At 58.2% G+C, this 23,114-nt stretch carries 28 protein-coding genes and 1 pseudogene; 13 read left to right on the top strand and 16 right to left on the bottom strand.

Annotated elements, in window-relative coordinates; genetic code table 11:
* Positions 1-63: 63 nt before the first annotated feature.
* The 7 genes and pseudogenes from LC334_RS21750 to LC334_RS21720 all read left to right on the top strand — a co-directional run bounded on the left by LC334_RS21750 (position 64) and on the right by LC334_RS21720 (position 6,321).
* A complete protein-coding gene (locus tag LC334_RS21750) occupies positions 64-1,101 on the top strand; it encodes a PstS family phosphate ABC transporter substrate-binding protein (RefSeq protein ID WP_085802450.1) in 1,038 nt (345 codons plus the stop codon).
* A 123-nt stretch (positions 1,102-1,224) separates the two neighbouring features.
* A pseudogene (gene pstC / locus LC334_RS21745) lies at positions 1,225-2,124 on the top strand (phosphate ABC transporter permease subunit PstC); the annotation flags it as partial.
* Positions 2,117-3,376: a phosphate ABC transporter permease PstA gene (gene pstA, locus LC334_RS21740; protein ID WP_085802452.1), complete on the top strand. Its 1,260-nt coding sequence runs from the start codon at positions 2,117-2,119 to the stop codon at positions 3,374-3,376. The pseudogene pstC and the gene pstA, both read left to right, overlap by 8 nt.
* Positions 3,377-3,380: 4 nt before the next feature.
* Positions 3,381-4,142, top strand: coding sequence for a phosphate ABC transporter ATP-binding protein PstB (gene pstB / locus LC334_RS21735; RefSeq protein ID WP_085802453.1), 762 nt, complete (start codon positions 3,381-3,383; stop codon positions 4,140-4,142).
* Between the two features lie 9 nt (positions 4,143-4,151).
* On the top strand, positions 4,152-4,823 hold the full coding sequence (gene phoU, locus LC334_RS21730) for a phosphate signaling complex protein PhoU (protein WP_085802454.1): 672 nt from the start codon (positions 4,152-4,154) through the stop codon (positions 4,821-4,823).
* Positions 4,824-4,891: 68 nt separating this feature from the next.
* Positions 4,892-5,587 carry a phosphate regulon transcriptional regulator PhoB gene (gene phoB, locus LC334_RS21725; protein WP_217809137.1) on the top strand — a complete coding sequence of 232 codons (696 nt, stop codon included), beginning with the start codon at positions 4,892-4,894 and terminating at the stop codon, positions 5,585-5,587.
* Between the two features lie 437 nt (positions 5,588-6,024).
* The gene (locus tag LC334_RS21720) at positions 6,025-6,321 is read left to right on the top strand and encodes a hypothetical protein (protein WP_085802456.1); all 297 of its coding nucleotides are present in this window, start codon (positions 6,025-6,027) and stop codon (positions 6,319-6,321) included.
* A gap of 558 nt (positions 6,322-6,879) precedes the next feature.
* On the opposite strand, the gene rpmD is transcribed toward LC334_RS21720, so the two are convergent.
* From rpmD to rpmC, 11 genes are all read right to left on the bottom strand, one after another.
* Complete coding sequence (gene rpmD / locus LC334_RS21715; protein WP_085802457.1) at positions 6,880-7,068, bottom strand: 50S ribosomal protein L30; 189 nt, start codon at positions 7,066-7,068, stop codon at positions 6,880-6,882.
* A gap of 12 nt (positions 7,069-7,080) precedes the next feature.
* Complete coding sequence (gene rpsE, locus LC334_RS21710) at positions 7,081-7,650, bottom strand: 30S ribosomal protein S5 (RefSeq protein ID WP_085802458.1); 570 nt, start codon at positions 7,648-7,650, stop codon at positions 7,081-7,083.
* A 107-nt stretch (positions 7,651-7,757) separates the two neighbouring features.
* Entirely contained in the window at positions 7,758-8,117 is a 360-nt protein-coding gene (gene rplR / locus LC334_RS21705; protein ID WP_085802459.1) for a 50S ribosomal protein L18, read from the bottom strand.
* A 12-nt stretch (positions 8,118-8,129) separates the two neighbouring features.
* Complete coding sequence (gene rplF / locus LC334_RS21700) at positions 8,130-8,663, bottom strand: 50S ribosomal protein L6 (protein ID WP_085802460.1); 534 nt, start codon at positions 8,661-8,663, stop codon at positions 8,130-8,132.
* A 13-nt stretch (positions 8,664-8,676) separates the two neighbouring features.
* Positions 8,677-9,069, bottom strand: coding sequence for a 30S ribosomal protein S8 (rpsH, locus tag LC334_RS21695; protein WP_085802461.1), 393 nt, complete (start codon positions 9,067-9,069; stop codon positions 8,677-8,679).
* 12 nt (positions 9,070-9,081) lie between these two features.
* Complete coding sequence (gene rpsN, locus LC334_RS21690; RefSeq protein ID WP_085802462.1) at positions 9,082-9,387, bottom strand: 30S ribosomal protein S14; 306 nt, start codon at positions 9,385-9,387, stop codon at positions 9,082-9,084.
* A 19-nt stretch (positions 9,388-9,406) separates the two neighbouring features.
* Positions 9,407-9,970: a 50S ribosomal protein L5 gene (gene rplE, locus LC334_RS21685; protein WP_085802463.1), complete on the bottom strand. Its 564-nt coding sequence runs from the start codon at positions 9,968-9,970 to the stop codon at positions 9,407-9,409.
* A complete protein-coding gene (gene rplX, locus LC334_RS21680; protein WP_085802464.1) occupies positions 9,963-10,274 on the bottom strand; it encodes a 50S ribosomal protein L24 in 312 nt (103 codons plus the stop codon). The genes rplE and rplX overlap by 8 nt, the downstream gene beginning before the upstream one ends.
* Position 10,275: 1 nt before the next feature.
* The gene (gene rplN / locus LC334_RS21675) at positions 10,276-10,644 is read right to left on the bottom strand and encodes a 50S ribosomal protein L14 (protein ID WP_085802465.1); all 369 of its coding nucleotides are present in this window, start codon (positions 10,642-10,644) and stop codon (positions 10,276-10,278) included.
* 78 nt (positions 10,645-10,722) lie between these two features.
* Complete coding sequence (rpsQ, locus tag LC334_RS21670) at positions 10,723-10,953, bottom strand: 30S ribosomal protein S17 (protein ID WP_085802466.1); 231 nt, start codon at positions 10,951-10,953, stop codon at positions 10,723-10,725.
* A 12-nt stretch (positions 10,954-10,965) separates the two neighbouring features.
* The gene (rpmC, locus tag LC334_RS21665; RefSeq protein ID WP_085802467.1) at positions 10,966-11,175 is read right to left on the bottom strand and encodes a 50S ribosomal protein L29; all 210 of its coding nucleotides are present in this window, start codon (positions 11,173-11,175) and stop codon (positions 10,966-10,968) included.
* Positions 11,176-11,625: 450 nt separating this feature from the next.
* Here rpmC and LC334_RS21660 point away from each other — a divergent pair, with 450 nt between their 5' ends.
* Entirely contained in the window at positions 11,626-12,048 is a 423-nt protein-coding gene (locus LC334_RS21660; RefSeq protein ID WP_085802468.1) for a hypothetical protein, read from the top strand.
* Between the two features lie 135 nt (positions 12,049-12,183).
* On the opposite strand, the gene LC334_RS21655 is transcribed toward LC334_RS21660, so the two are convergent.
* The gene (locus tag LC334_RS21655; protein ID WP_085802469.1) at positions 12,184-12,390 is read right to left on the bottom strand and encodes a cold-shock protein; all 207 of its coding nucleotides are present in this window, start codon (positions 12,388-12,390) and stop codon (positions 12,184-12,186) included.
* 228 nt (positions 12,391-12,618) lie between these two features.
* Here LC334_RS21655 and LC334_RS21650 point away from each other — a divergent pair, with 228 nt between their 5' ends.
* Complete coding sequence (locus LC334_RS21650; protein WP_176237794.1) at positions 12,619-13,449, top strand: class I SAM-dependent methyltransferase; 831 nt, start codon at positions 12,619-12,621, stop codon at positions 13,447-13,449.
* Positions 13,450-13,452: 3 nt separating this feature from the next.
* On the opposite strand, the gene LC334_RS21645 is transcribed toward LC334_RS21650, so the two are convergent.
* The 3 genes from LC334_RS21645 to LC334_RS21635 all read right to left on the bottom strand — a co-directional run bounded on the left by LC334_RS21645 (position 13,453) and on the right by LC334_RS21635 (position 16,862).
* A complete protein-coding gene (locus tag LC334_RS21645; protein ID WP_085802471.1) occupies positions 13,453-14,073 on the bottom strand; it encodes a 2OG-Fe(II) oxygenase family protein in 621 nt (206 codons plus the stop codon).
* Between the two features lie 54 nt (positions 14,074-14,127).
* The gene (locus LC334_RS21640; protein WP_085802472.1) at positions 14,128-16,008 is read right to left on the bottom strand and encodes an SLC13 family permease; all 1,881 of its coding nucleotides are present in this window, start codon (positions 16,006-16,008) and stop codon (positions 14,128-14,130) included.
* Positions 16,009-16,295: 287 nt separating this feature from the next.
* A complete protein-coding gene (locus tag LC334_RS21635; protein WP_085802473.1) occupies positions 16,296-16,862 on the bottom strand; it encodes a TlpA family protein disulfide reductase in 567 nt (188 codons plus the stop codon).
* Between the two features lie 21 nt (positions 16,863-16,883).
* Between LC334_RS21635 and argH the strand changes: the two genes are divergently transcribed.
* Both argH and LC334_RS21625 read left to right on the top strand, forming a co-directional pair.
* Positions 16,884-18,275, top strand: a complete 1,392-nt coding sequence (argH, locus tag LC334_RS21630; RefSeq protein ID WP_085802474.1) for an argininosuccinate lyase — start codon at positions 16,884-16,886, stop codon at positions 18,273-18,275.
* A complete protein-coding gene (locus LC334_RS21625; protein ID WP_085802475.1) occupies positions 18,272-18,451 on the top strand; it encodes a hypothetical protein in 180 nt (59 codons plus the stop codon). Before argH ends, LC334_RS21625 begins: the two co-directional genes overlap by 4 nt.
* Positions 18,452-18,515: 64 nt before the next feature.
* Here the strand turns inward: LC334_RS21625 and LC334_RS21620 are convergent, their stop codons facing one another.
* A complete protein-coding gene (locus LC334_RS21620) occupies positions 18,516-18,824 on the bottom strand; it encodes a hypothetical protein (protein ID WP_085802476.1) in 309 nt (102 codons plus the stop codon).
* Between the two features lie 225 nt (positions 18,825-19,049).
* Between LC334_RS21620 and lysA the strand changes: the two genes are divergently transcribed.
* Positions 19,050-20,315 (top strand): diaminopimelate decarboxylase, encoded by a 1,266-nt coding sequence (gene lysA / locus LC334_RS21615; protein ID WP_085802477.1) that lies wholly within the window; start codon positions 19,050-19,052, stop codon positions 20,313-20,315.
* Between the two features lie 37 nt (positions 20,316-20,352).
* Positions 20,353-22,929, top strand: coding sequence for a TIGR02302 family protein (locus LC334_RS21610; RefSeq protein ID WP_085802478.1), 2,577 nt, complete (start codon positions 20,353-20,355; stop codon positions 22,927-22,929).
* Positions 22,930-23,114: the final 185 nt, after the last annotated feature.

The raw sequence follows: 23,114 nt of genomic DNA, 5'->3' as shown, positions 1-23,114 counted from the left end.
CACGCGCCGCCGAGACAGGCGCCGTTCCAAACCGGAACGTCTGATATACGCTAAGGAGACACCATGTCTGTTCGCCTGAAAACACTTGTCACGACCACCGTGTTGACCGCGGCCATTGCCGCCCCTGCCATAGCACGAGACCAGATCAATATCGTCGGGTCATCCACCGTTTTCCCGTTTTCAACCACCGTTGCCGAGCGTTTCGGCAAATCCACCGATTTCGCCACACCGATCGTCGAGAGCACCGGCTCCGGCGGCGGCCTGAAACTATTCTGCTCGGGTGCGGGCGTCGACACACCCGACATCACCAACGCCTCGCGCCGCATCAAATCCTCCGAGGTCGAGCTTTGCGCCGAAAATGGCGTAAATGACATTGTCGAGGTCAAGATTGGCTTTGACGGGATCGTACTGGCCAATGCCCTTGGCAATGATCCGGTTGAACTGAGCCTGCAAGACATCTTCCTGGCGCTGGCCAAGGATGTGCCGAACGGCGAAGGCGCGCTGCAACCCAACCCCTACACCATGTGGAACGAGATCAACCCCGATCTTCCGGCTGTGAAAATCGAGGTTCTGGGACCGCCACCCACATCCGGCACCCGCGACGCCTTTGCCGAACTGGCGCTGGAAGGGGGCTGCAAGACCTTCGACTGGATCAAAGCCATGAAAAAGGAAGACAAGGCCGCCTATAAATCGCTGTGCCACACGGTACGCGAAGATGGCGCCTATGTCGAAGCCGGTGAAAACGACAACCTGATCGTGCAAAAGCTCGAAGCCAACCCCAATGCGTTCGGCGTCTTCGGCTACAGCTTCCTTGAGCAGAACAGCGACAAGGTTCAGGGCTCGCTCGTTGACGGTGTCGAACCGGAGTTTGAACTGATCGCCGATGGTGACTATCCGATCGCCCGCTCGCTCTATTTCTATGTCAAGAAAGATCATGTGGGCGTGGTGCCGGGCATCGAGGAATTCCTGGCCGAATTCACCTCGGAAGATGCCTGGGGTGAAGATGGTTACCTGGCGGATAAGGGCCTTATCCCACTTAGCGATGACGAACGTGACGACTGGGCCGAAAAGGTCAAATCGCTGTCGCCGCTTAGCATGTAAAGTGATGCGCCCTGGCCCGTATCTGACGGGCCGGGGCACTCTTCTGCCTCCCCTCAATGAAAGCCTGCCCCTATGCCTGACGGTACGCTGATCATCACCCGGTCGGGCCGGAGTCGCTGGCGCGATAGCCTGATCGTCGCCGTTATGGCCGCAGCTGCCGGGGTGGCCATTCTGGTGACGCTCGGCATCGTGATGTCGCTGGTATTCGAGACCATTCTCTTTCTCAAGAAAATCCCGATCAGCAATTTCCTTTTCGGATTGGAATGGAGCCCGCAAACCGCGATCCGTTCCGATCAGGTGGGCGCCGAAGGCAGTTTCGGTGTCCTGCCGCTGATCAACGGCACGCTACTGATCAGTGCCATCGCAATGGCCGTGGCTACGCCTTTGGGGCTGACTTCGGCGATCTATCTGTCTGAATATGCAAGCAAACGCGCCCGTGACTGGGTGAAACCGGCGCTGGAAATCCTCGCGGGTATCCCCACCGTCGTCTACGGTTTTTTTGCCGCGCTCACCGTCGCGCCCTTCATCCGCATGACCGGCGGGCAATTCGGGTTCGAGGTCGCCTCGGAAAGCGCCTTGGCAGCGGGACTGGTGATGGGGATCATGATCGTGCCGCTGATTTCCTCACTCTCAGACGATGTAATCAACGCTGTACCCCAATCCCTGCGCGACGCTTCGCTGGGCATGGGTGCGACACAGTCGGAAACCATCCGCCGCGTGGTCATGCCCGCCGCCCTGCCCGGCATCGCCGGATCTCTGCTCTTGGCCACCTCGCGCGCCATTGGCGAGACGATGATCGTGCTGATGGCGGCCGGGCTTGCCGCCAAGCTGAGCCTCAACCCGCTTGATGCGGTGACCACGATCACCGTGCAGATCGTGGCCCTGCTGACCGGCGACCAGGAGTTTGACAGCGCCAAGACGCTATCGGCCTTCGCCCTTGGCCTGCTGCTTTTCATTCTGACGCTGATCATGAACGTCATCGCGCTCAGGATCGTCAAGAAATACCGGGAACAATATGATTAATTTCACCCAACAGGCAGGCTTCGGCCTGCGCCGCCGCAAACGGGCCGAAGCGCGTTTTCAATGGGCCGGACGCGGGGCGATTCTGATTTCGCTGGCCTTTTTGGTGGTCATGTTCGTGTCGATCATCCGCGACGGTGCCGGCGTCGTGTGGCAGTCCCAAATCGCCGTAACAGTTGAGCTCAGCGCTGACGAAGTGGACCCCGAAAACATCGGCGATGCCAGCTTTAACAGCATCCTGAAAGAAGCCCTGCGCGAGGCCTTCCCCGAGGTCGACAGTCGCAAAGAGAAAAAACGCCTTTACGGGTTGGTAAGCTCCGAGGCCGCGTTTGAGATTGAGCGTCAGATACGCGATAACCCTGCCTTGCTGGGCGGAATGCAGACGCTCTGGGTCACGGCCTCGGATGATGCCGATCTATATATCAGCGGCCAGGTCGATACCGAGTTGCCGGAAAAGCAACGCCGGGTGTCTGATGCCGAGATTGCCATGCTGGACCAACTGCTTGCCGATGGCATGGCGCGCGAGGCTTTCAACCGCGGGTTCTTTACCAGTGGCGACAGTCGCGAGCCGGAAATCGCGGGTATCCTCAGTTCTCTGGCCGGATCGGCCCTGACCTTGCTGGTCTGCTTTGTCCTGTCCTTCCCGCTGGGCATTGGCGCCGCGATCTATCTTGAGGAATTTGCGCCGAAAAACCGCATGTCGGACCTCATTGAGGTCAATATCAACAACCTCGCCGCTGTGCCCTCGATCGTGTTTGGCCTGCTCGGCCTGTCGATCTTTCTGGGCACGATGGGCCTGCCTCGCTCGACTCCGCTGGTGGGCGGCATGGTGCTGGCGCTGATGACCCTGCCCACAATCATCATCGCCTCGCGTGCGGCGCTGCGCTCGGTCCCACCATCGTTCAAAGAGGCAGCACTTGCCCTTGGGGCGACGCCGGTGCAGGCGGTCTTTCACCACGTCCTGCCCGTGGCGATGCCCGGTATGCTGACCGGTGCGATCGTTGGCATGGCGCAGGCTCTGGGCGAGACCGCGCCGCTTCTGATGATCGGCATGGTCGCGTTTATCGTCGATGTCCCCACCTCGATCCTCGAACCCGCCACCGCCCTGCCGGTGCAGATCTTCCTCTGGGCCGACGCGCCCGAACGCGCCTTTACCGAAAAAACCGCCGCAGCGATCATTGTGCTGCTGACGTTTTTGATCCTGATGAACCTCATCGCGATCCTGTTGCGCCGCAAACTTGAAACAAGGTTCTGAAACCATGGAACAATCTTTCATCGAGGCCCGTGGGGCAAATGTCCATTACGGGGAAAAACAGGCGCTCTTTGATATCAATCTGGATATCGAGGAAAAGCGCGTGACCGCCCTGATTGGCCCCTCGGGCTGTGGCAAATCCACTTTCCTGCGCGCCATCAACCGCATGAACGATCTCATTCCGATCTGCCGCTTTGACGGCAGCCTGCAAATCGCCGGACAAGAAGTTTACGACCCAGCCGTCGACGTGGTGGCGCTGCGCGCGCAGGTCGGGATGGTGTTTCAGAAACCAAACCCCTTCCCCAAGTCGATCTTTGAGAATGTCGCTTACGGCCTGAAAATCCACGGCATGACCAGTTCCAAGACCGAAATGGCCGACCGGGTCGAGTGGAGCCTGAAAAGTGCGGGCCTCTGGGATGAGGTTGCCGATCGGCTCGAGCAGCCCGGCAACAGCCTGTCGGGCGGTCAGCAGCAGCGGCTGTGCATCGCGCGAACCGTCGCGGTCGAGCCCAAGGTGATCCTGATGGACGAGCCCTGCTCGGCGCTCGACCCGATCGCCACGGCCAAGGTCGAAGATCTGATCGACAGTCTGCGCAAGGACTTCACCATCGTCATCGTCACCCATTCGATGCAGCAGGCAGCGCGGATTTCGCAACGCACCGCGTTCTTCCACCTGGGCAAACTGATCGAAGTGGGCGACACAAGCGATGTCTTCACCAACCCGCGCGAAGAACAGACGCAAAACTATATTACCGGGCGTATAGGCTAGGATAGACTCATGGAAAATCAGCATATCAGTTCGCGTTACGACAAAGATCTGGACAAGCTCAAACAGCGCATTCTTGACATGGGCAAACAGGTGATCACGCAACTGGCCGAGGCCACGGAGGCGCTGGATGAATTCGATGCCTCGGAGGTCGACCGCCTGGTCGCTTTCGACCGCACGATCAACGGCATGCATCAGGATATCTACACCCGCTCCGAGCGGCTGATCGCGTTGCGCCAACCGATGGCCCTGGACCTGCGGCAAGCGCTGTCGCCGATCAACATCGCCGGAGAGCTGGAGCGCATAGGCGACCACGCCAAATCCACCGCCAAACGCGCCCGCAAGCTGGAAGGCCACGAAGCCGGTGGCCCTGCCCGCGACAAGATCCGCGAGATGAGCGGGTTAGTGCAGGTTATGCTGACGGATGCACTAAGGGCTTATGCTGAAAGCGATATTGCACTTGCCGAAGACATCCGCGCGCGCGATCGCCAGATTGACCAGATCAACAAGGATATCTTCGCGATGCAGATCGCCACGATCAGTGAGGCGCCACAGGACGCCGAGACCCATGTGCACCTGATCGTACTGGCACGCGGATTTGAGCGGGTTGGCGATCACGTCGTCAATATCGCGCGGCATGTCCACCAGATCGTGACCGGCATCGACCTGAAGGCGACCAGCTAAGAGGTTTGCCGATGCAGCTTGAATCCGATACCAACCCCCTCGCAACCCGCAAATCACGGACCCGACGATTGAGCCTTTCAAGCCCCCGCCTATTGGTCATCGAAGACGAACCTTCACAGGTCGAATTGTTGCGCTACAATCTTACGAAACAAGGATTCGACGTACGGGTCGCGATGGATGGGGAAGAGGGGGTTGAGGCCGCGCGCGAAGATCCGCCCGACCTTATCCTGCTGGATTGGATGCTGCCCAATGTCTCGGGTATCGAGGTTTGCCGCCAGCTGCGCCGCGACAAGGCCACCCGTGAAGTGCCGATCATCATGCTGACTGCTCGATCCGAGGAGCGTGACAAGGTCCGCGGCCTTGATGTGGGCGCGGACGATTACGTGACCAAACCCTATTCGGTGAAGGAACTCATCGCCCGGGTCCGCGCCGCCCTGCGCCGCCCCGCCGCCCGCGTCGCCGACAGCAAACTGGTGAGCGGCAAGGTCGAGATTGATCTGGACAAACACACGGTCGCCGTGGGCGCCAAGAATGTCACGCTCAGCCCGACCGAATTCCGCCTGCTGGTCACGCTGATGCAAAGTCCCGGCCGGGTATTCTCGCGCGATCAGCTTCTGGACATGGTCTGGGGCATCACCGCAGATGTCGACACCCGCACCGTCGACGTCCATGTCGGCCGCCTGCGCCGGGTGCTGGATGGGGCTGGCGGCAAGGGCCTGATCCGCACCATCCGGGGCTTCGGCTATGCGCTGGCGAGTGATTAAAGGCGCGCAGAACAGCCCGATTTGCCGGGATCACATGAGAATCGGGTTAACCGGCTGATTCATCACGGAATTTCATGGCTGGTTTATGTATGGCTTTGGGCCATATCCCGGGCCGGAAAACGCGGGCGGTTAATAGGGCGAACGTACGAGATGGGCGGGGAGTGCGAATTTTCCGCGACGGTAGGGCAGCGCCCGACCCTGGGTGGGCGCTTGCAACGCTCATTTCGTTGTGACCCGATCGCCAAACCTTCAAACGGTCTTTCCGGTCGCAACGTCGCAAAAGCACCCTCCCGAGGGGAGGGTCGGGCGCTGTCCGGACAAGCCGGGTGAACCGAAGATTTATGCCGCCAATCGCACACAAAGCTTGCAGCTTCACTTACAAGGAGGTTCAACTCCCCACGCTTTCCGCCATAGAGATTTAATGCGATGGTACCGCGATGAAATACGAAAAGCTCTTGCGAAACACCGCTTTCGGCGGACTTGTCGGCACACTTGTTACTCTCGCTCTTGTCTGGGCATTTGACAGTGACGTTTCGACAGAAATAAAGCGGTTTTACACGTTCGTTTTCACAGCGTGCATCACGTTGGCCGCTGCCACCCTAACTCTGTATGGTGTTTTCTCAAATATTGAAAATCAGCAAACTCAAGCACAACAGGATAGAAATAGAAAGCTTCTTGCGGCTAAAGCATTGCTCCCGAATGCTTTGTCGAAAATGTGCGAAGCATGCCGATAGGGAATTCGCTACTCTCATTCTTTCCAAGCCTATCGAGACGATTTAGGGTTTGAAGTTTTTGAACAACAATCAATCGACCGCCTTTCACTGTCAGACGAAATCGTTTCCACTTTCCGCGAAATAATTGAGCTCTCCGACGATGGAAAAGTAGCTGACCGTTTAGCAGGCGCTCTTAGGGAACATCAAGTCTTCTTAGCAAGATGGAAATCTGAATTTTCACAGGATGGCCCTAACATGATTGTTACTTCAGCAAACGTTCGAGAAAGGACAGTGGCGTGGGCCTACCTTTATGCGATCACATCGTCGATGTTTGAATACGCGAGGAATGAAACACGTTCGCTCGATGAAACTGTAACAGAAACAGAGATTAGAAGTGCAATAAATACAGCAGGCGACGTGAGTATGTATGCCAGCGATTTCACCGGCGAGATTGGCTTGTATGCGAGAACTTTCCAAAGGCGATTTGAGGCTTAATAGAAAATTTTTGTTGAAATACCCCGGCCATTTCTGACCGGGGCTTTTATCTGTTCGTAAGGTGGTTGAAACCCGGTTCGGGTTTCAGCCTTTTTCCTCAACAATCTCGACCATATGCGGGATCTTGGCGATCATGCCGCGCACGGCTGGGGTGTCTTCCAGCTCGCGGGTTTTGTGCATCTTGTTGAGGCCCAGCCCGATCAGCGTCTGGCGCTGTTTTTCCGGGCGGCGGATCGGGGAGCCGATCTGTTTTACGACGATGGTTTTGGCCATGACTATGCCTCCTTACGCTTCTGCGGCTTCGGCGGCGGGGGCCGGTGCGTCATCCTTTTTCAGGATGTCGGCGACCTTCTTGCCACGGCGTTGTGCGACCATGCGCGGGCTGGCTTCGCGGCCCAGACCGTTCAGCGTGGCGCGGATCATGTTATAGGGGTTCTGCGATCCGATGGATTTGGCAACAACGTCCTGCACGCCCAGCATCTCGAACACGGCCCGCATCGGACCACCGGCGATGATACCAGTACCGGTTGGCGCGGTGCGCATGACCACCTTGCCGGCGCCGTGACGGCCCTCGACATCGTGGTGCAGGGTGCGGCCTTCGCGCAGCGGCACGCGGATCATCTGGCGCTTGGCTTGCTCGGTCGCCTTGCGGATCGCCTCGGGCACCTCTTTGGCTTTACCCTTGCCAAAGCCTACGCGGCCTTTTTGATCGCCAACAACGACCAGAGCGGCGAAGCCAAAGCGCTTACCACCTTTAACTGTTTTCGATACGCGGTTGATCGCAACCAGACGATCGGCGAATTCCGGCGTTTCGTCGCGGTCGCGACCTCCACGGCGGTTGTCATCTCTTGCCATTATGGCGTCCTTTCAATGCGGCGCAGCGCGCCTTGGCTCTTTCAATCCTTGGTGGGCAGATGCCCCCGGATCATCGAGGCGGCCCAGAACGGACCGCCTACGCTGTCTTAGATCTTCAGACCACCTTCACGGGCGGCGTCGGCAACGGCCTTCACCTTGCCATGAAAGAGGAAACCGCCACGGTCGAAATAAGCTTCGCTTACACCGGCCTTCTTGGCGCGTTCCGCAATCAGGGCACCCACTTTGGTGGCTGCTTCGACATTGTTCTTGCCCGCAACGCCCAGATCCTTTTCCAGGGTCGAGGCCGAGGCAAGTGTCACGCCGTTCACATCGTCGATCAGCTGAGCGCTGATATTCTTTGACGAACGGTGAACGCTCAGGCGCACACGGCCCGCGTTAACCTTGCGAAGTTTGTTCCGAACGCGCAGGCGGCGCTTAAGGAACAGTGTTCTTTTGCTGTTTGCCATTTTATCGCGTCCTTACTTCTTCTTGCCTTCCTTCTGGAAGATATACTCGTCTTTGTAGCGAATGCCTTTGCCCTTGTAGGGCTCGGGGCGACGCCAGTCGCGGATATTGGCCGCGACCTGACCGACGAGCTGCTTATTCGTGCCTTCAACGACCAGTTCGGTCTGTTTCGGCGCGGTCACAGTCACTCCAGCAGGAATTTCAAAATCAACGTCGTGGGAAAGGCCCAGGTTCAGTTTCAGGATGTTGCCCTGAACATTTGCCCGGTAACCAACGCCGCGAATCTCAAGCTCTTTCTTGAACGTTTCATTGCAGCCCTGAACCATGTTGGCCACGACAGTGCGGGTCATGCCCCACTGCTGACGCGCCCGCTTGGATTTACCGCGCGGTGTCACGGTAACCTGACCATCGTCTATGGTCAGTGTGACATCGTCAGTCGCGGTAAAGCTCTGCGTGTCTTTCGGGCCTTTGACCTCGATGGTCTGGCCCGAGAGGGTCGCAGTTACGCCACTGGGCAGTGCAACGGGTTGTTTTCCGATACGAGACATTTCTCAGGCCCCCTTAGAATACGGTGCAGAGCACTTCGCCGCCAACATTGTGGCTGCGCGCGCTTGCGTCCGACATCACGCCTTTCGACGTAGAGACAATCGACACACCCAGGCCCTGACGGACCTGCGGGATGTCATTAACGCTCAGGTACACGCGACGACCGGGTTTTGAGACCCGTTTCATTTCGCGAATAACCGGAGTGCCTTCGAAATATTTCAGGCTCACCTCGATGGCCGGATGACCATCCTTGCCGGTGGTTGCCTCGAAGCCGCGAATATAGCCTTCATCCGCCAGCACACTGAGGACGCGCTCGCGCATTTTCGACGCGGGCATCGAAACGGTGGACTTGCCGCGCATCTGACTGTTGCGGATACGGGCCAGCATATCGCCGATAGGATCATTCATATCAAATCTCCCTTACCAGCTGGATTTCACGAGGCCGGGGGCCTGGCCGTTCGAGCCAAGCTCGCGCAGCGCGATCCGCGACACTTTGAGTTTGCGATAATACGCATGCGGACGACCGGTCAGCTGACAACGGTTGTGCAGCCTTGTGGCCGAGCTGTTGCGCGGCAGTTTCGCCAGCTTCAGGGAGGCGCGGAAACGCTCTTCCATCGGCTTGGCCTCGTCATTCACGATCTCTTTCAGCGCAGCACGCTTGGCAGCATATTTCTCAACCAGCTTCTGACGCTTCTTCTCGCGTTCGATCATTGCTTTTTTAGCCATAAGTCTTTCCTCCCGCCGCTCAGCTGTTGAAGGGCATGTTGAACGCTTTCAACAATGCCTTGGCTTCAGCGTCGGTTTGCGCCGTGGTTGCGATCACAATATCCATGCCCCACATCTCATCGACCTTGTCGAAGTTGATTTCGGGGAAGATGATGTGCTCCTTGATGCCCATGGCATAGTTGCCACGTCCGTCGAAGCTTTTGCCCGATACGCCGCGGAAGTCGCGGATACGGGGCATGGCGACGGTGATCAGACGATCGAGGAATTCGAACATCCGGTCGCCACGCAGGGTTACCTTGGCACCCATCGGCATGTCTTCACGTACCCGGAACCCGGCGATCGAGTTCTTGGCCTTGGTGACAACAGCGTGCTGACCGGCAATGGTGGTCAGATCTTCCTGAGCGGATTTGGCTTTCTTGCTGTCTTTCACAGCCGCCTTGCCACAACCGATATTCAGAACAATCTTCTCCAGCTTGGGGATCATCATGTCGTTCTTGTAGCCGAATTCCTCTTTCATCGCCGGACGGATGGTCTCGCGATAGGCGGTCTTCAGGCGCGGGGTGTAGGTTGCAGTATCAAGCATCGATCACGTCCCCCGTGGTCTTGGCGAAACGCACTTTCTTGCCGTCTTCAATCTTGAAGCCAACGCGCGACGCTTTGCCGTTCTTGTCCAGGAATGCCAGGTTGCTCAGTTCGATCGGCATCGCCTTGGGGATGCGGCCACCCTGGCTGGTCTGGCTTTGCTTGGTGTGGCGGATCGCCATGTTGATGCCGTCGACAACGGCCTTACCGGCCTTGGGGTCGACAGACGAGATAGTGCCTTCCTTGCCTTTGTCCTTACCGGCAAGAACGACGACCTTGTCGCCTTTTTTCAGTTTCGCAGCCATATCACAGCACCTCCGGGGCGAGCGAGATGATCTTCATGAAGTTCTTGCCACGAAGCTCGCGGACAACCGGCCCGAAGATACGGGTACCGATCGGCTCACCTGCATTGTTCAGGATCACGGCGGCGTTGCGGTCAAAGCGGATGGCGGTGCCATCTTCACGACGGACTTCCTTGGCGGTGCGTACGACAACGGCCTTGCGGACATCGCCCTTTTTCACGCGACCGCGTGGGATGGCTTCCTTCACCGAGACGACGATGATGTCGCCCACGGATGCGTATTTACGCTTGGAACCACCCAGAACCTTGATGCACTGAACACGGCGCGCGCCGCTGTTGTCAGCAACATCCAGGTTGGTTTGCATCTGGATCATTTGGTTTCTCCCGACCTATGGGGGGCGATGCATTGCCTTGTCCCCAGGGTTTCGAATAATGCCAAAAGGCGCCGGAACTTACGCTTCCAGCACCTCCCAACGTTTCGTTTTCGATTTCGGTGCGCATTCGATGATGCGAACTTGGTCACCGACCTTGAAAGCGTTCTTTTCATCATGAGCCCGGTATTTCTTGGACTTACGAATGGTCTTTGCCAGAACCGGGTGCTTGAAGCGGCGTTCAACCGACACGGTTACGGTTTGGGCATTGGCGTCGCTGGTCACGGTGCCAGTCAGGATACGCTTGGGCATCTTTGAGGCTCCTTATTCAGCGTCTTTTGCCGCGGCGGCGGCTTTTTCGTTCAGGATGGTCAGCACACGGGCCGCATTGCGGCGGGCTTCACGCATCTTCGCAGGGTTTTCCAGCTGGTTTGTGGCCGACTGAAAGCGCAGGTTGAACTGCTCTTTCTTCAGCGCGACCAGATCTTCACGCAGCTGATCCGGCGTCTTGTCACGTAGTTCCTGGGCGTTCATGTCGCCATTTTCCTTCTCTCAAAACACCGGCCAGCCCCTGACGTTGGTTCAGGGTAACCAGAAACCCGGTGGATGAATTGCAAAACAAAGACGAATCCCGGTTTCCCGAGTTACGTCAGATGGGGCCGTATAGGGGAGGTGACCTTAGAGGGCAAGGGAAAGTTTCCATACAACGCGAAAACGCCGCGCCCTGCTCAAACACCAGCAATATCAGCGGTAAGGACCACGCCCGACCCTGGGTGGGCGTTTGCAACATTCAAGTAGCGTAGATCGACGCAAAAGCCGCTACAACGGAGTTGGTTGCAACGTCGCAAAACGCCCTCCCGTGGGGAGGGTCGGGCGTGGCCCGGCCCTGCGGTCCGTGCCGAAGTGGTTATCAAGGTTTTCAGAATTGTTCGACGAACCCGTTTGGCAGCGCCAATGCGGTCCACTACACTCAGCACAAAACGAATGGATGCACGGACCCAAATGCTCACAGTAACATGCGATCAAAATGCAGATTTAAAACGCTTGAGAAAACTAGAATTAGCTGGCTTGGTCGAACTTTGGTGCGTTTCAATTGAGGAACTGAAGAATACGAGACGCATCGCAAAAGGACGAAAAGAACCGCCCATTATTGTGATCGGCAGTCCGCACTCCACTTGGGGCAATGCAATGGTGGCTTCAGCGGACACACCATATTCTGAGTTGGAAGAAATAATTGGTCGTCAAAATCACGCCGATGTTTTGCATCTAGAGCGACACATCGAAAGTGGCAGAGACGTATTTGCAACGAGCGACAAGGATTTCCTCGCCCATCGTGCAACATTGGAAAGCCGGTTTTCCATCCAAATAAGAACTGTGGAAGAACTAGTCAGAGACTTGGACATCTGATGTCAGGCGTAAGATCTGTGCCAAACCAGCGTTCTTCGACCACTACACCCATCACCATGAGCCATAATCACCACCCCCAAAACAAATGGCGCCGGGTTTCCCCGACGCCGCTTGCGAAATTCAGATCTGATCGTATCAGGCCAGAACGATGTTCGATGCCGACTCGCGACCGTCACGGCCTGCTTCGATGTCGAATGTCACTTTCTGGTCGTCGGCCAGACCGGTCAGACCGGCGCGCTCAACGGCAGAAATGTGAACGAATACGTCTTTGCCGCCACCTTCAGGTGCGATAAAGCCGAAGCCTTTGGTTGAGTTGAACCATTTTACGGTGCCATTAGCCATACCGTAATCTCCTATCAAAATGCTGCCCGCGTAGGTGCGACAGCCCGGCGTCGTTGGTCTGTATCGAAGGACTGAGCGCCGGTTTAGAGGAGACAGAAGGTCGAAAAAGAATAACGTTAGCAAGCGCTCAGTGAGGCATACGGAACAGTAATGCAAGTCTTATTCGCGACTATTCGCCTATGGGCCATATCCTGTGCTAGCGTCGCTGAAAACTCCCGGGGGGACGACATGACGACATCCGACATCAAATCCATGCAGCTTTATCCCCGGCCCGAGCGGATACTGGATGATCTGACCGCGCGCGGATATGGCCCGGGCACGTCCGTCCCGATTTCCGAGCTCAGCCAGCTTGATCAGTTGCACTATCACGGCACCGATGCGCTGGATGTGGCGATTGCCGATTGCGGCGTCGGGGATATGGATCAGGTGCTTGAGGTCGGCTCGGGCTGGGGGGGATGTGCCCGCTACATCGCCGATCAGACCAACGCCCATGTCACCGCCATCGAATTGCAGGAGGATTACAACAACGTCGCGCGGGACCTGACACAGCGCACCGGGCTTGAGGCCTGCCTGACCCATGTGAATGCCGATTTCCTTCAGGTCGATCTGCCCGAGAACGGCTTTGATCATGTGGTCAGTTGGCTGGCGCTTTTTCACATTCCGAACCGACCCCGCTATCTGAACCGGATCAGCCGCACGCTGAAACCGGGCGGAAATTTCTTCGCCGAGGATCTCTATCTCATCCAGTCTCCGCCAGCGGAAGAGCTTGACGATTTCCGCCGCCACCTCTTCCCCAATTCACTGATTAACCTGACCGAGTACCAAAGCACGCTTGCGGATGCGGGATTTACCCTTGCCGACCTTTCGGACATGACCGCTGATTGGACCGGCTTCACCGCCACGCGCCTTGCCGCCTTCCGCGAAAATCGCCGCAGCTACGAAGCCATCCATGGCACAGGCGCGTATGAAGTCATCCACACGTTCTACGACAAGATGGCCGGGTATTTTGCCCGCGGGCTGGTGGGTGGCGTGCGGTTCAGGGCCATACTTGACGGCTGAAGCTCAGGCCCAGTTATAGTTGAAACTGACGCTGATCCGGTCGTCCTCGGACATGTTCATCGGCACCTCGTGGCGCAGCCAGCTTTCCCATATCAGCACGTCGCCCACGTTGGGCGCGACATAGATGAAGCTGCGCATCTCTTCGCGTGCATCTTTGTTCCGCGCTGGCGCCGCCATCATCATCGCCGATCGCGGGTCTTCGAGTTTCAACGCACTGGCGCCATCGGGCATCGCCACGTAGGTCGTGCCAGAGATCACCGAATGCGGGTGGATGTGGCTCGCGTGCATGCCGCCTTCGGGCAGGATGTTGATCCAGATGTCTTCAAGCTTCAATTCCCGTCCATCAAGATCAAATTCCAGGTCCCGGGCAAAAGCGGCGACATGCAGATCCAGCAATTTGACCAGATCGGCAAAGATCGGAAACCGCCAACCCAGATCGGTCAGCGAAGCATAGGAGGTATAGCCCGGATAGCCGTTTTCCTCGCACCACGCCTGCCCGGCCTCATCATCCTCGGCAATCGAATAGCACGAGGCTTCCATCTCGGCAGCGTCCGGCGCCTCTCCCATCTCGGAAAGTGGGGCGCGATAAAGGCGGGTGACGAAAAGCGATCTGATCTCTGACATGGCGCTGTCTTAGCGCAGCGATTGACCCAAGGCGAGGGGCAGAATGCTCACCTCTCAGAACACGATGTTCAGCATCACCATCGACACGATCAGAAAGAGCACGGTCATGATCCCGCCCGAACGGACGAAATCAGTGACCTTATACCCCGCCGGCCCCATGATCAGCGCGTTGACCTGGTGGGTCGGGATGATGAAGGAGTTCGAGGTCGAGATTGCCACGGTCAGGGCAAAGATCGCCGGATCACCGCCCGCCGCCACCGCGATCGACACCGCCAGCGGGACCAGAAGAACCGTCGCGCCGACATTGGACATGACCAGCGAAAACGCGGTCGCCAGAATTGCGATGCCGGTCTGCAGCGCCCAGAGAGGCCAGCCATCCAGTGCGATCAGAATTTGCTGCGCGATCCATTCCGCGGTACCGGTATTCTGAACCGCCTGCCCCAGCGGGATAAGGCTCGCCAACAAAAAGACCGTATTCCAGCCCACGGCACGATAAGCCTCATCAATGCTGAGTACACGGGTCAGCATCATCCCCACCGCCCCGGTCAGCAGGCATAGCGACAGGCGCACATCGGTAAACAGGATCATCGACAACGAGATCAGGAAAAAGAACAGCGCCCAGCCGACCTTTTGCGGACGCAATTCCTCTTGCGGGAAATCAGCAGTCACCACCACGAAATCGCGGTCCCGCTTGATCCGCACCAGATTGTCCCAGCGGGTATGCGCAACCAGCATGTCACCCGCCTGAAACGGCACCAACCCGATTGCCGTGGGCTGGTGATCGCCATATTCCACATGGCTCATTGTGTCCTCGCCGCGATGAATGCCCAGCAGACTGAGGCCATAGGTCTTGCGCAGCAAAAGATCGCGCGGCGACTTGCCGATCAGTTTGCTGTCGGGTGGGATGACCACTTCGGCGATGCCGGCATTGGTGGGCGCGAATTCTTCGGCAAAGACATCAAGGCTGTCCCGGATCGTCAAACCGAACTTCTTGGCGAAGGCATCGACCACCACGCCTTTACCGATGATCGCCAACCGACACGGCGCCGCGATCTCGGCGGTAAGGATCTGGACCATCGACACTTTGCCGCGATAGAACGTCGAGATGATGTAGAGATTATTTTCCAGATTGATATCCGCAAGTATCTGCCCCACCAGCGGGCTATCGGCGGGCACATCGACCTCATAGACATCAGCCTTAAGCCCATAGACCCGCTGTAGGTAGTCCGATGTACCCTGGCCCTGGGCGGCTTCGACCTTGGAGGTACCCGGCAACACGAAACGCCCCAGGATAAGGAAGTAAGCAATACCCGTCAGAATCAGCGCGGCCCCGATAGGCGTGACGGAAAACAGCCCGAAAGGTTCCATCTGCGCATCCGCAGGCAGGCCCTGATTGGCGGTGTCGATCAGGTCATTGAGCAGGATCAGCGGCGATGAACCCACCATCGTCATTGTCCCGCCCAGAATGGCGCAGAACCCCATCGGCATCAGCAGGCGTGACAGTGGAATGCCCGTGCGGGCCGAGATGCGGCTGACCACCGGTAGAAAAAGCGCCGCCGCGCCGACATTCTGCAAAAAGCTCGAGATGAAACCGACCGTGCCCGAAATGATGGGCATGACCCGCCCCTCGGTCGTGCCGCCATGTTTAAGGATCTGCGCCGCGACCTTGTTCATGATCCCGGTCTTGTCGAGCCCCGCACCCACGATCATAACCGCGATAATCGATATCACCGCGTTCGAGGCGAAGCCGTCAAACAGGTGGTTCACATTCGCCAGGTTATCAAGCCCGGGGATGTAGGACAGGATGCCAATAAGCACCAGAACAAGAATTGCAGCCAGATCGACCCGGATGATTTCAGAGACAAAAAGGAAAACAGTAAAAGCCAGCGCACCGACTACAACGGCCATTTCTGTGGTAAAGGCCAGGCTTTCCATATGAGTCCCTCATTGTCTTTTCTTTTGAGTGTGCGGCGAAAAATGAGATGGGTCAAATCGGCTAGTGAACCGCACCTGTTCTCAGTGTTCCCCGAAAAGTCGCCAAATTACGATCTAGACGGGAATCCATCACGAACCTGCGATGGGACCGTGGCGCGGCTCTGGGTGACGTTTGCGTCTGTTGGGAATGATCTGTCAGAGACACGACGGGGCGCCTCGGGACATAAAATCGATCTTCGAAGCTATCCCGGCGCAAACTGCCGAAAGGTGCATTGCAAGATTCGACTTCAGCTACCGTCTGTCTGCGCGATCAGCGCTCGCAAGATCGCCAGCGCGCTTTCGGAACTCCAGTCTGCCTCGCCCTGAAGGCGGGCAATTTCCTGTCCTTCAGCGTTGAGGATAAGCGAATTGGGCAGGCCAAAGATCGCCATGCCTCGCGCCACAGCCTGCTGCGGGTCGCGGTGCAGCGGCAGGTTATCAACGTCGATCTTGTCAAAGAACTTCTGCATCGCGGGTTGCGGATTGTGACCACTGGCCAATGTCAGAACTTCGAACTGATCTCCTCCCAGTTCGGCCTGCAGTTCTGCCAGCATCGGCATTTCCTGACGGCACGGACCGCACCATGTCGCCCAGAAATTCAGCAAAACCACCTTGCCCCTGAAATCTGCCAGCGTCACTTCGCGGCCATCTTCATGCAGAAACACCTCGGTGGTGACCTCGCGCGGCTCGGAATGCAGGTTGAGCTTTTTCATATCGCCTTCACGCAGGGCCGCGATATCTGACAGATCGGCCAAAGCGCCGTTTGCACCAAGGGCAAGGGCCATATAAAGGACGAGCGACGCAAATATTTTCATTTTCCCTCCGAAAGGCAGGACATGTCCAAGAAGACCTCGAACCAGATGTGGGGCGGCCGCTTTGCCGCCGGGCCGGACGCGATCATGGAGGCGATCAACGCCTCAATCGGGTTCGATCAGCGGATGGCGGCACAGGATATCGCCGGTTCCAGGGCCCATGCCGCCATGCTGGCCGCCACGAGCATCGTAAGTGATAGTGACGCCGAGGCGATGAGGGAAGGGCTGCTCACGGTCTTGTCAGAGATTGAGGCCGGAAATTTCGAATTTTCGACCGCGTTGGAGGATATTCATATGAATGTCGAGGCGCGGTTGAAGGAATTGATCGGAGAACCTGCCGGGCGGCTGCACACGGGTCGGTCGCGCAACGATCAGGTGGCGACGGATTTCAAACTCTGGGTGCGCGATCAGCTGGACGCAGTGGATGGCGCGCTGCAGGCACTGATGAAGGCATTGCTGACACAAGCGGAATCCGGGGCCGATTGGGTGATGCCGGGCTTCACCCATCTTCAGACCGCGCAGCCGGTCACCTGGGGCCACCACATGATGGCCTATGTCGAGATGTTCGGCCGTGACCTAAGCAGGGTGCGCGATGCGCGCGCCCGGATGAACGAATGCCCGCTGGGGGCCGCAGCATTGGCCGGGACCAGTTTTCCGATCGACCGAGAGATGACGGCACGGGAGCTTGGGTTTGACCGGCCATCGGCCAATTCGCTTGATGCGGTCAGCGACCGGGATTTCGCTTTGGAATTCCTTTCCGCCGCCAGCATCTGCGCCATGCATCTTAGCCGGATGGCCGAGGAACTGGTGATCTGGTCCTCGGCGCAGTTCCGGTTTGTATCCCTGTCAGACCGTTTCTCGACCGGGTCATCGATCATGCCACAGAAGAAGAACCCTGACGCGGCGGAACTGATCCGCGCCAAGATCGGGCGGATTTTTGGGGCCAATGTGGCGCTGATGACGGTCATGAAGGGCCTGCCGCTGGCCTATTCCAAGGACATGCAGGAAGACAAGGAACAGGTGTTTGACGCTGCAGACAACCTGATGCTGGCGCTCGCCGCGATGGAAGGCATGGTACGCGACATGTCCGCCAATCGGCCAAGCCTTGAGGCGGCGGCGGGCAGTGGGTTTTCCACTGCGACCGATCTCGCCGACTGGCTGGTGCGGGTGGCGGACATGCCCTTCCGCGAGGCGCATCATGTGACCGGCACGCTCGTGGCGATGGCTGAAGAAGCTGTTGTGGACCTGCCGGATCTGAGCCTCGAACAGATGCAATCCGTGCATTCTGCCATCACCGATGATATATTTGGGGTGCTTGGTGTGCACAATTCGGTGGCGTCGCGCACAAGCTATGGCGGCACGGCGCCTGAGCAGGTACGTGCCCAGATCGCCCGCTGGAAAGAGGTGCTGGCATGAGAATTCTGACATTTCTTCTGGCGTTCGGTGCATTGGCCTCTTGCGGCGCCGATGGTGAACCCATTCGCCCATCGATGACGACGACTGTGGGTGTCGGCAGCAGCGGCACCCATGTCAGTACACGCGCCTCGGCCAGCAGAGGCAACTGGACCGTCGGCGTTGGTCTAGGCCTTTAAGCGCGGTTTGTCGGGGAACGCACGGACGACTTAGACAAACGCTGAGACTTAAGGGGCGAACTGCTCAGCAGACAGGATTCCACTTGCAATACCACTTGTCGCTTTCTGCCTCGGCGCTTTCCCCGACAAAAGGCAGGAAATCGAACCAACCGCTGAACCAGCCCGTCACGCTGCCGATTGCCCAGGCAGCCAAACCGATAACGATGGCGGCCAGAATTAGGTAGAAAATCACCTGCCCGATTGAACGCCCCCCCTCGCGCGCAAAATTGAAGGCAAACAGCTTGAGAGAGCGGTTAAGGACCTCTCCCCAGGGCCGTTTGGAGATACATTCGTCAACGGGAAGATCGCGCGTCTTGATATTCTCTTGGGTCATCTGATCTGGTCGTTTTCAATGCTGGAATGTCTACAGAACGATCTGCACCAAGGCTTTGTGCATTCTTGGGCAACAATTCGGCGAGATCTGGGCGGTTTCCATCCACTGGTGCGATCCAGCAATCCAGTCTCCATCGTCGCAGCCGCAGAAGGAGACCAGACAGGGCGATTGCAAACCTTGTCCGCTTTGATATGACGCTCTGGTGGATTTCGAAGGGCGCGGATCATGGACCATTTTCTCTATCGCGACGGCGCGCTTTATGCAGAGGATGTGCCAATTGCCGAGATCGCGGCAGGGGTGGGCACTCCGTTCTATGTCTATTCGACCGCCACCCTGACCCGGCATTTCCGCCTGTTTGACGAAGCACTGGATGGTGTGCCGCATCTGGTCTGCTACGCGATGAAAGCGGCGAGCAATCAGGCGATCCTGAAGACGCTGGCCGGTTTGGGCGCGGGCATGGATGTGGTTTCGGGCGGGGAATATGCCCGCGCAGTGGCGGCGGGCGTGCCCGGTGATCGGATCGTGTTTTCCGGCGTCGGCAAGACCCGCGACGAGATGCGGCAGGCCCTGACAGGCGGCATTCGCCAGTTCAATGTCGAAAGCGAACCGGAGATGGCGGCGCTGAACGAGGTTGCACAGGAACTTGGCACCGTGGCCCCGATTACCGTGCGGGTGAACCCGGATGTGGATGCGAAAACCCATGCCAAGATCGCCACCGGCAAATCCGAGAACAAGTTCGGCATCCCGATTGCCCGCGCCCGCGACGTCTACGCCCACGCCGCCACCCTGCCCGGCCTCAAGGTTATCGGCATCGATGTGCATATCGGCAGCCAACTGACCGAGTTGGAACCGTTCCGGCTGGCCTATGAAAAAGTCGGCGAGCTGACGGAACAATTGCGCGCGGATGGCCACGATATCCAGCGGCTCGATCTGGGCGGAGGTCTGGGCATTCCCTATACCCGCTCGAACGATGCCCCGCCGCTGCCTACGGAATATGGTGCCCTGATCAAGGACACACTGGGACATCTGGGGTGCGAGATCGAGATCGAGCCGGGGCGTTTGGTGGCAGGCAATGCCGGATTGATGGTGTCAAAGGTAATCTATGTGAAGTCCGGCGAAGATCGCGAGTTCTTGATTCTCGACGGGGCGATGAATGATCTGATCCGCCCGGCGATGTATGAGGCGCATCACGATATCATCCCCGTGATCGAACCCGAAGCGGGGGCGGAACAAACTCCCTATGACATTGTCGGACCGGTCTGCGAATCGGGCGATACATTTGCCAAGGGACGCATGATGCCGCCTGTAAACACGGGCGATCTGGTCGCGTTTCGCAGTGCTGGCGCCTACGGCGCCGTCATGGCAAGCGAATACAATACGCGGCCTCTGATCCCCGAGGTTTTGGTGCATGGGCATCAATTCGCCGTCATTCGGTCACGTCCAAGCTTTGACGAAATGATAAATCGCGATACCATTCCTGAATGGTTGTGATGCAATCGGCGCGTCACGCCCCCATATGGTACGGTAGATGGCACGCCAGACGAGTTCCCTGACACCGGTTCTGCACCGGTTGCGCAGACCCCTGACCCTGACATGGGCGGGGCTGATCGCAGAGCGCGTAGTGCGCGCTTTCTGGCCCTTGTGGACCTTACTGGCCACATTTGCAGCCGCGCTGATGATGGGCTTTCATGAGGTGTTCTCTTTCGAGATCGCGTGGAGCGTGATCATTCTGGCAGCGCTCGCGTTGATGATTGCAGCCATTCACGGGATGCGCCGGTTCCACTGGCCGCGTCGGGCCGAGGCGCTGGCCCGCATGGATGCTGCCCTGCCCGGTCACCCGCTGGCGGCTTTGGCCGACACGCAGGCCATCGGAGATGGCGATCCGGCTTCTGAAGCGCTGTGGCAGGCACATCAACGGCGCATGGCAGACCGTGCGGCGCAGGCCAAGGCGGTCGAACCTGACCTGAAACTCTCGCGGCGCGATCCTTTTGGACTGCGCTATGTCGCGCTTCTGGGATTGGTGGTGGCACTGCTGTTTGGGTCGATCTGGCGCGTGGGCAGCGTTGGTCAGACCGGGCCCGGCACTGGCGCGGCGCTGGCCTCGGGTCCTGCTTGGGAGGGATGGGTTGAACCGCCCACCTATACAGGCCTGCCCAGCCTCTATCTGAACGACATAGACAGCCGTATCACCGCGCCCGAAGGTAGCCGCATCACCATCCGGCTTTATGGCGAAGTGGGCGCGCTGAGTGTGTCGGAAACTGTGTCGCAACGCACCGAAGGGCTGGGCGCGGCCACTGACCCAAGCCAGAGTTTCGAAGTATTGAAGAATGGCGAGCTTACGATCGACGGCCCAGGTGGGCGGAGCTGGAAAGTATCCGCCGTCAAGGATGTGGCACCCCGTGTCGAGGTAATGCCCGAAGGCGCGCGGATCAATTTCGACGGGCAGATGAACCATCCATTTCGTGCGATCGACGATTACGGTGTCGTCAGTGGAACCGCCACTTTCACCCTCGATCTGACGCGCGTAGGCCGTGATTACGGGCTGCGCATTGATCCCGAACCGCGCGATCCGATCGTTCTTGACCTGCCGATGCCCATTGCTGGAGACCGGGCGATATTTTCCGAGACATTGATCGAGAACCTATCCGATCACCCCTGGGCACACCTACCGGTAAAAATGCAGATGCAAGTGGTGGATGCCAAGGGCCAGACGGGCCAGAGCGACGTTATTGATATCGATCTTCCAGCGCGGCGTTTCTTTGATCCGCTGGCAGCGGCGATCATCGAACAACGGCGCGATCTCTTGTGGTCCAAAGGCAACGGGCGTCAGGTGGTGCAGATTCTCAAGGCAATCTCTTACAACCCCGAGCCGGGCCTCTTTCGCAAGGATAGTTCTTATCTGAAAATGCGAGTAATCCTGCGCGATCTCGACAAGATGGTTCAGGAGGCGCGCCTGACCGACGAGTCGCGCAATGAAATCTCGGAGGCATTGTGGGACCTCGCGGTGCTGCTTGAGGACGGCGATATCGATGACGCGTTGGAACGGATGCGGGCGGCGCAGGAGCGCCTGAACGAAGCGATGAAAAATAGCGCCTCCGAAGAAGAAATCGCCCGTCTGATGCAGGAATTACGCGATGCCACGCAGGATTATCTGCGGCAGAAGTCGCAACAGGCGCAGCGCGAAAACGACACCGACCAGCGCGGACAGACGCCACAGGACATGATGGAGCTCAGCCAGCAGGACCTGCAGGACATGATGGACCGTATCCAGGAATTGATGGAACAGGGCCGCTTTGCCGAAGCCCAGCAGGCACTGGAAGAGTTCCAGGAGATGATGGAAAATATGCAGGTCACGCAGGGCAACGGCTCGTCTCCCGGCCAGGAGGCGATGGAAGGGCTGAGCGATACGCTGCGTCAACAGCAAGGCCTCTCGGATCAGGCCTTCCGTGATCTACAGGAACAGTTCAATCCCGGCGCGCAGGCCGGCGAGTCACAGGGCAACGAGGGTCGCAGTGGCGGCCAGGGTCGTGGCCAGAGCCACGAAGGCCAGAATGGCGAAGGCGAAGGTATGGGTACCCAGCAGGGGCAAAGCGGTGCGCCACAGTCGGGGCCCGGTCAGCAGTCGCTCGCCGATCGGCAAGAGGCGCTGCGCCGAGAATTGGAACGCCAGCGCGGCAACCTGCCCGGCATGAGCGGGGAAGCGGGTGATACCGCGCGCGAGTCACTGGAGCGCGCGGATGACGCCATGCGCGGGGCAGAAGACGCGCTGCGCCAGGATGATCTGGCCGAAGCCATCGACCGGCAATCCGAAGCCATGGAAGCGCTGCGCGACGGCATGCGTAATATGGGCGAAGCACTGGCGGAACAGCAAAGACAGGCCGGTCAGGGCGAAGCCTTTAGTCAATTGGGCCAGCAGGGATCAGACCCCCTGGGTCGTACTCCGGGACAATCAAGTCGTGGGGACAGCTCGGACAATCTCTTGCAGGGCGAGGATGTCTATCGTCGGGCGCGCGAGCTTCTTGACGAAATACGGCGCCGGACAGGCGATTCAGACCGCCCGGACGTCGAACGCGATTATCTGCAAAGGCTGCTTGACCGGTTTTAGGATCGAACCCTGTTACGAACTCAACCTGGCCCGTCAAATTTCTGCTGAGCGCCGCAAAATCTTTGCCGCAATGGCCTAACATTTACCCCGGCAAGTTTTCGTTCTGGCGTGATCAAAGATGTATTGGGGTCTTTATTTGCGCGATGTCGTGAACAATCAGATTATTTTCTGGCCATTTGAATGAA

It is taken from the genome of Roseovarius aestuarii, from assembly GCF_019966515.1.
Classification (GTDB): Bacteria; Pseudomonadota; Alphaproteobacteria; order Rhodobacterales; family Rhodobacteraceae; genus Roseovarius; species Roseovarius aestuarii.
The sequence above is the reverse complement of the archived record's forward strand: the minus strand, read 5'-3'. Positions and strand labels throughout refer to the sequence as shown.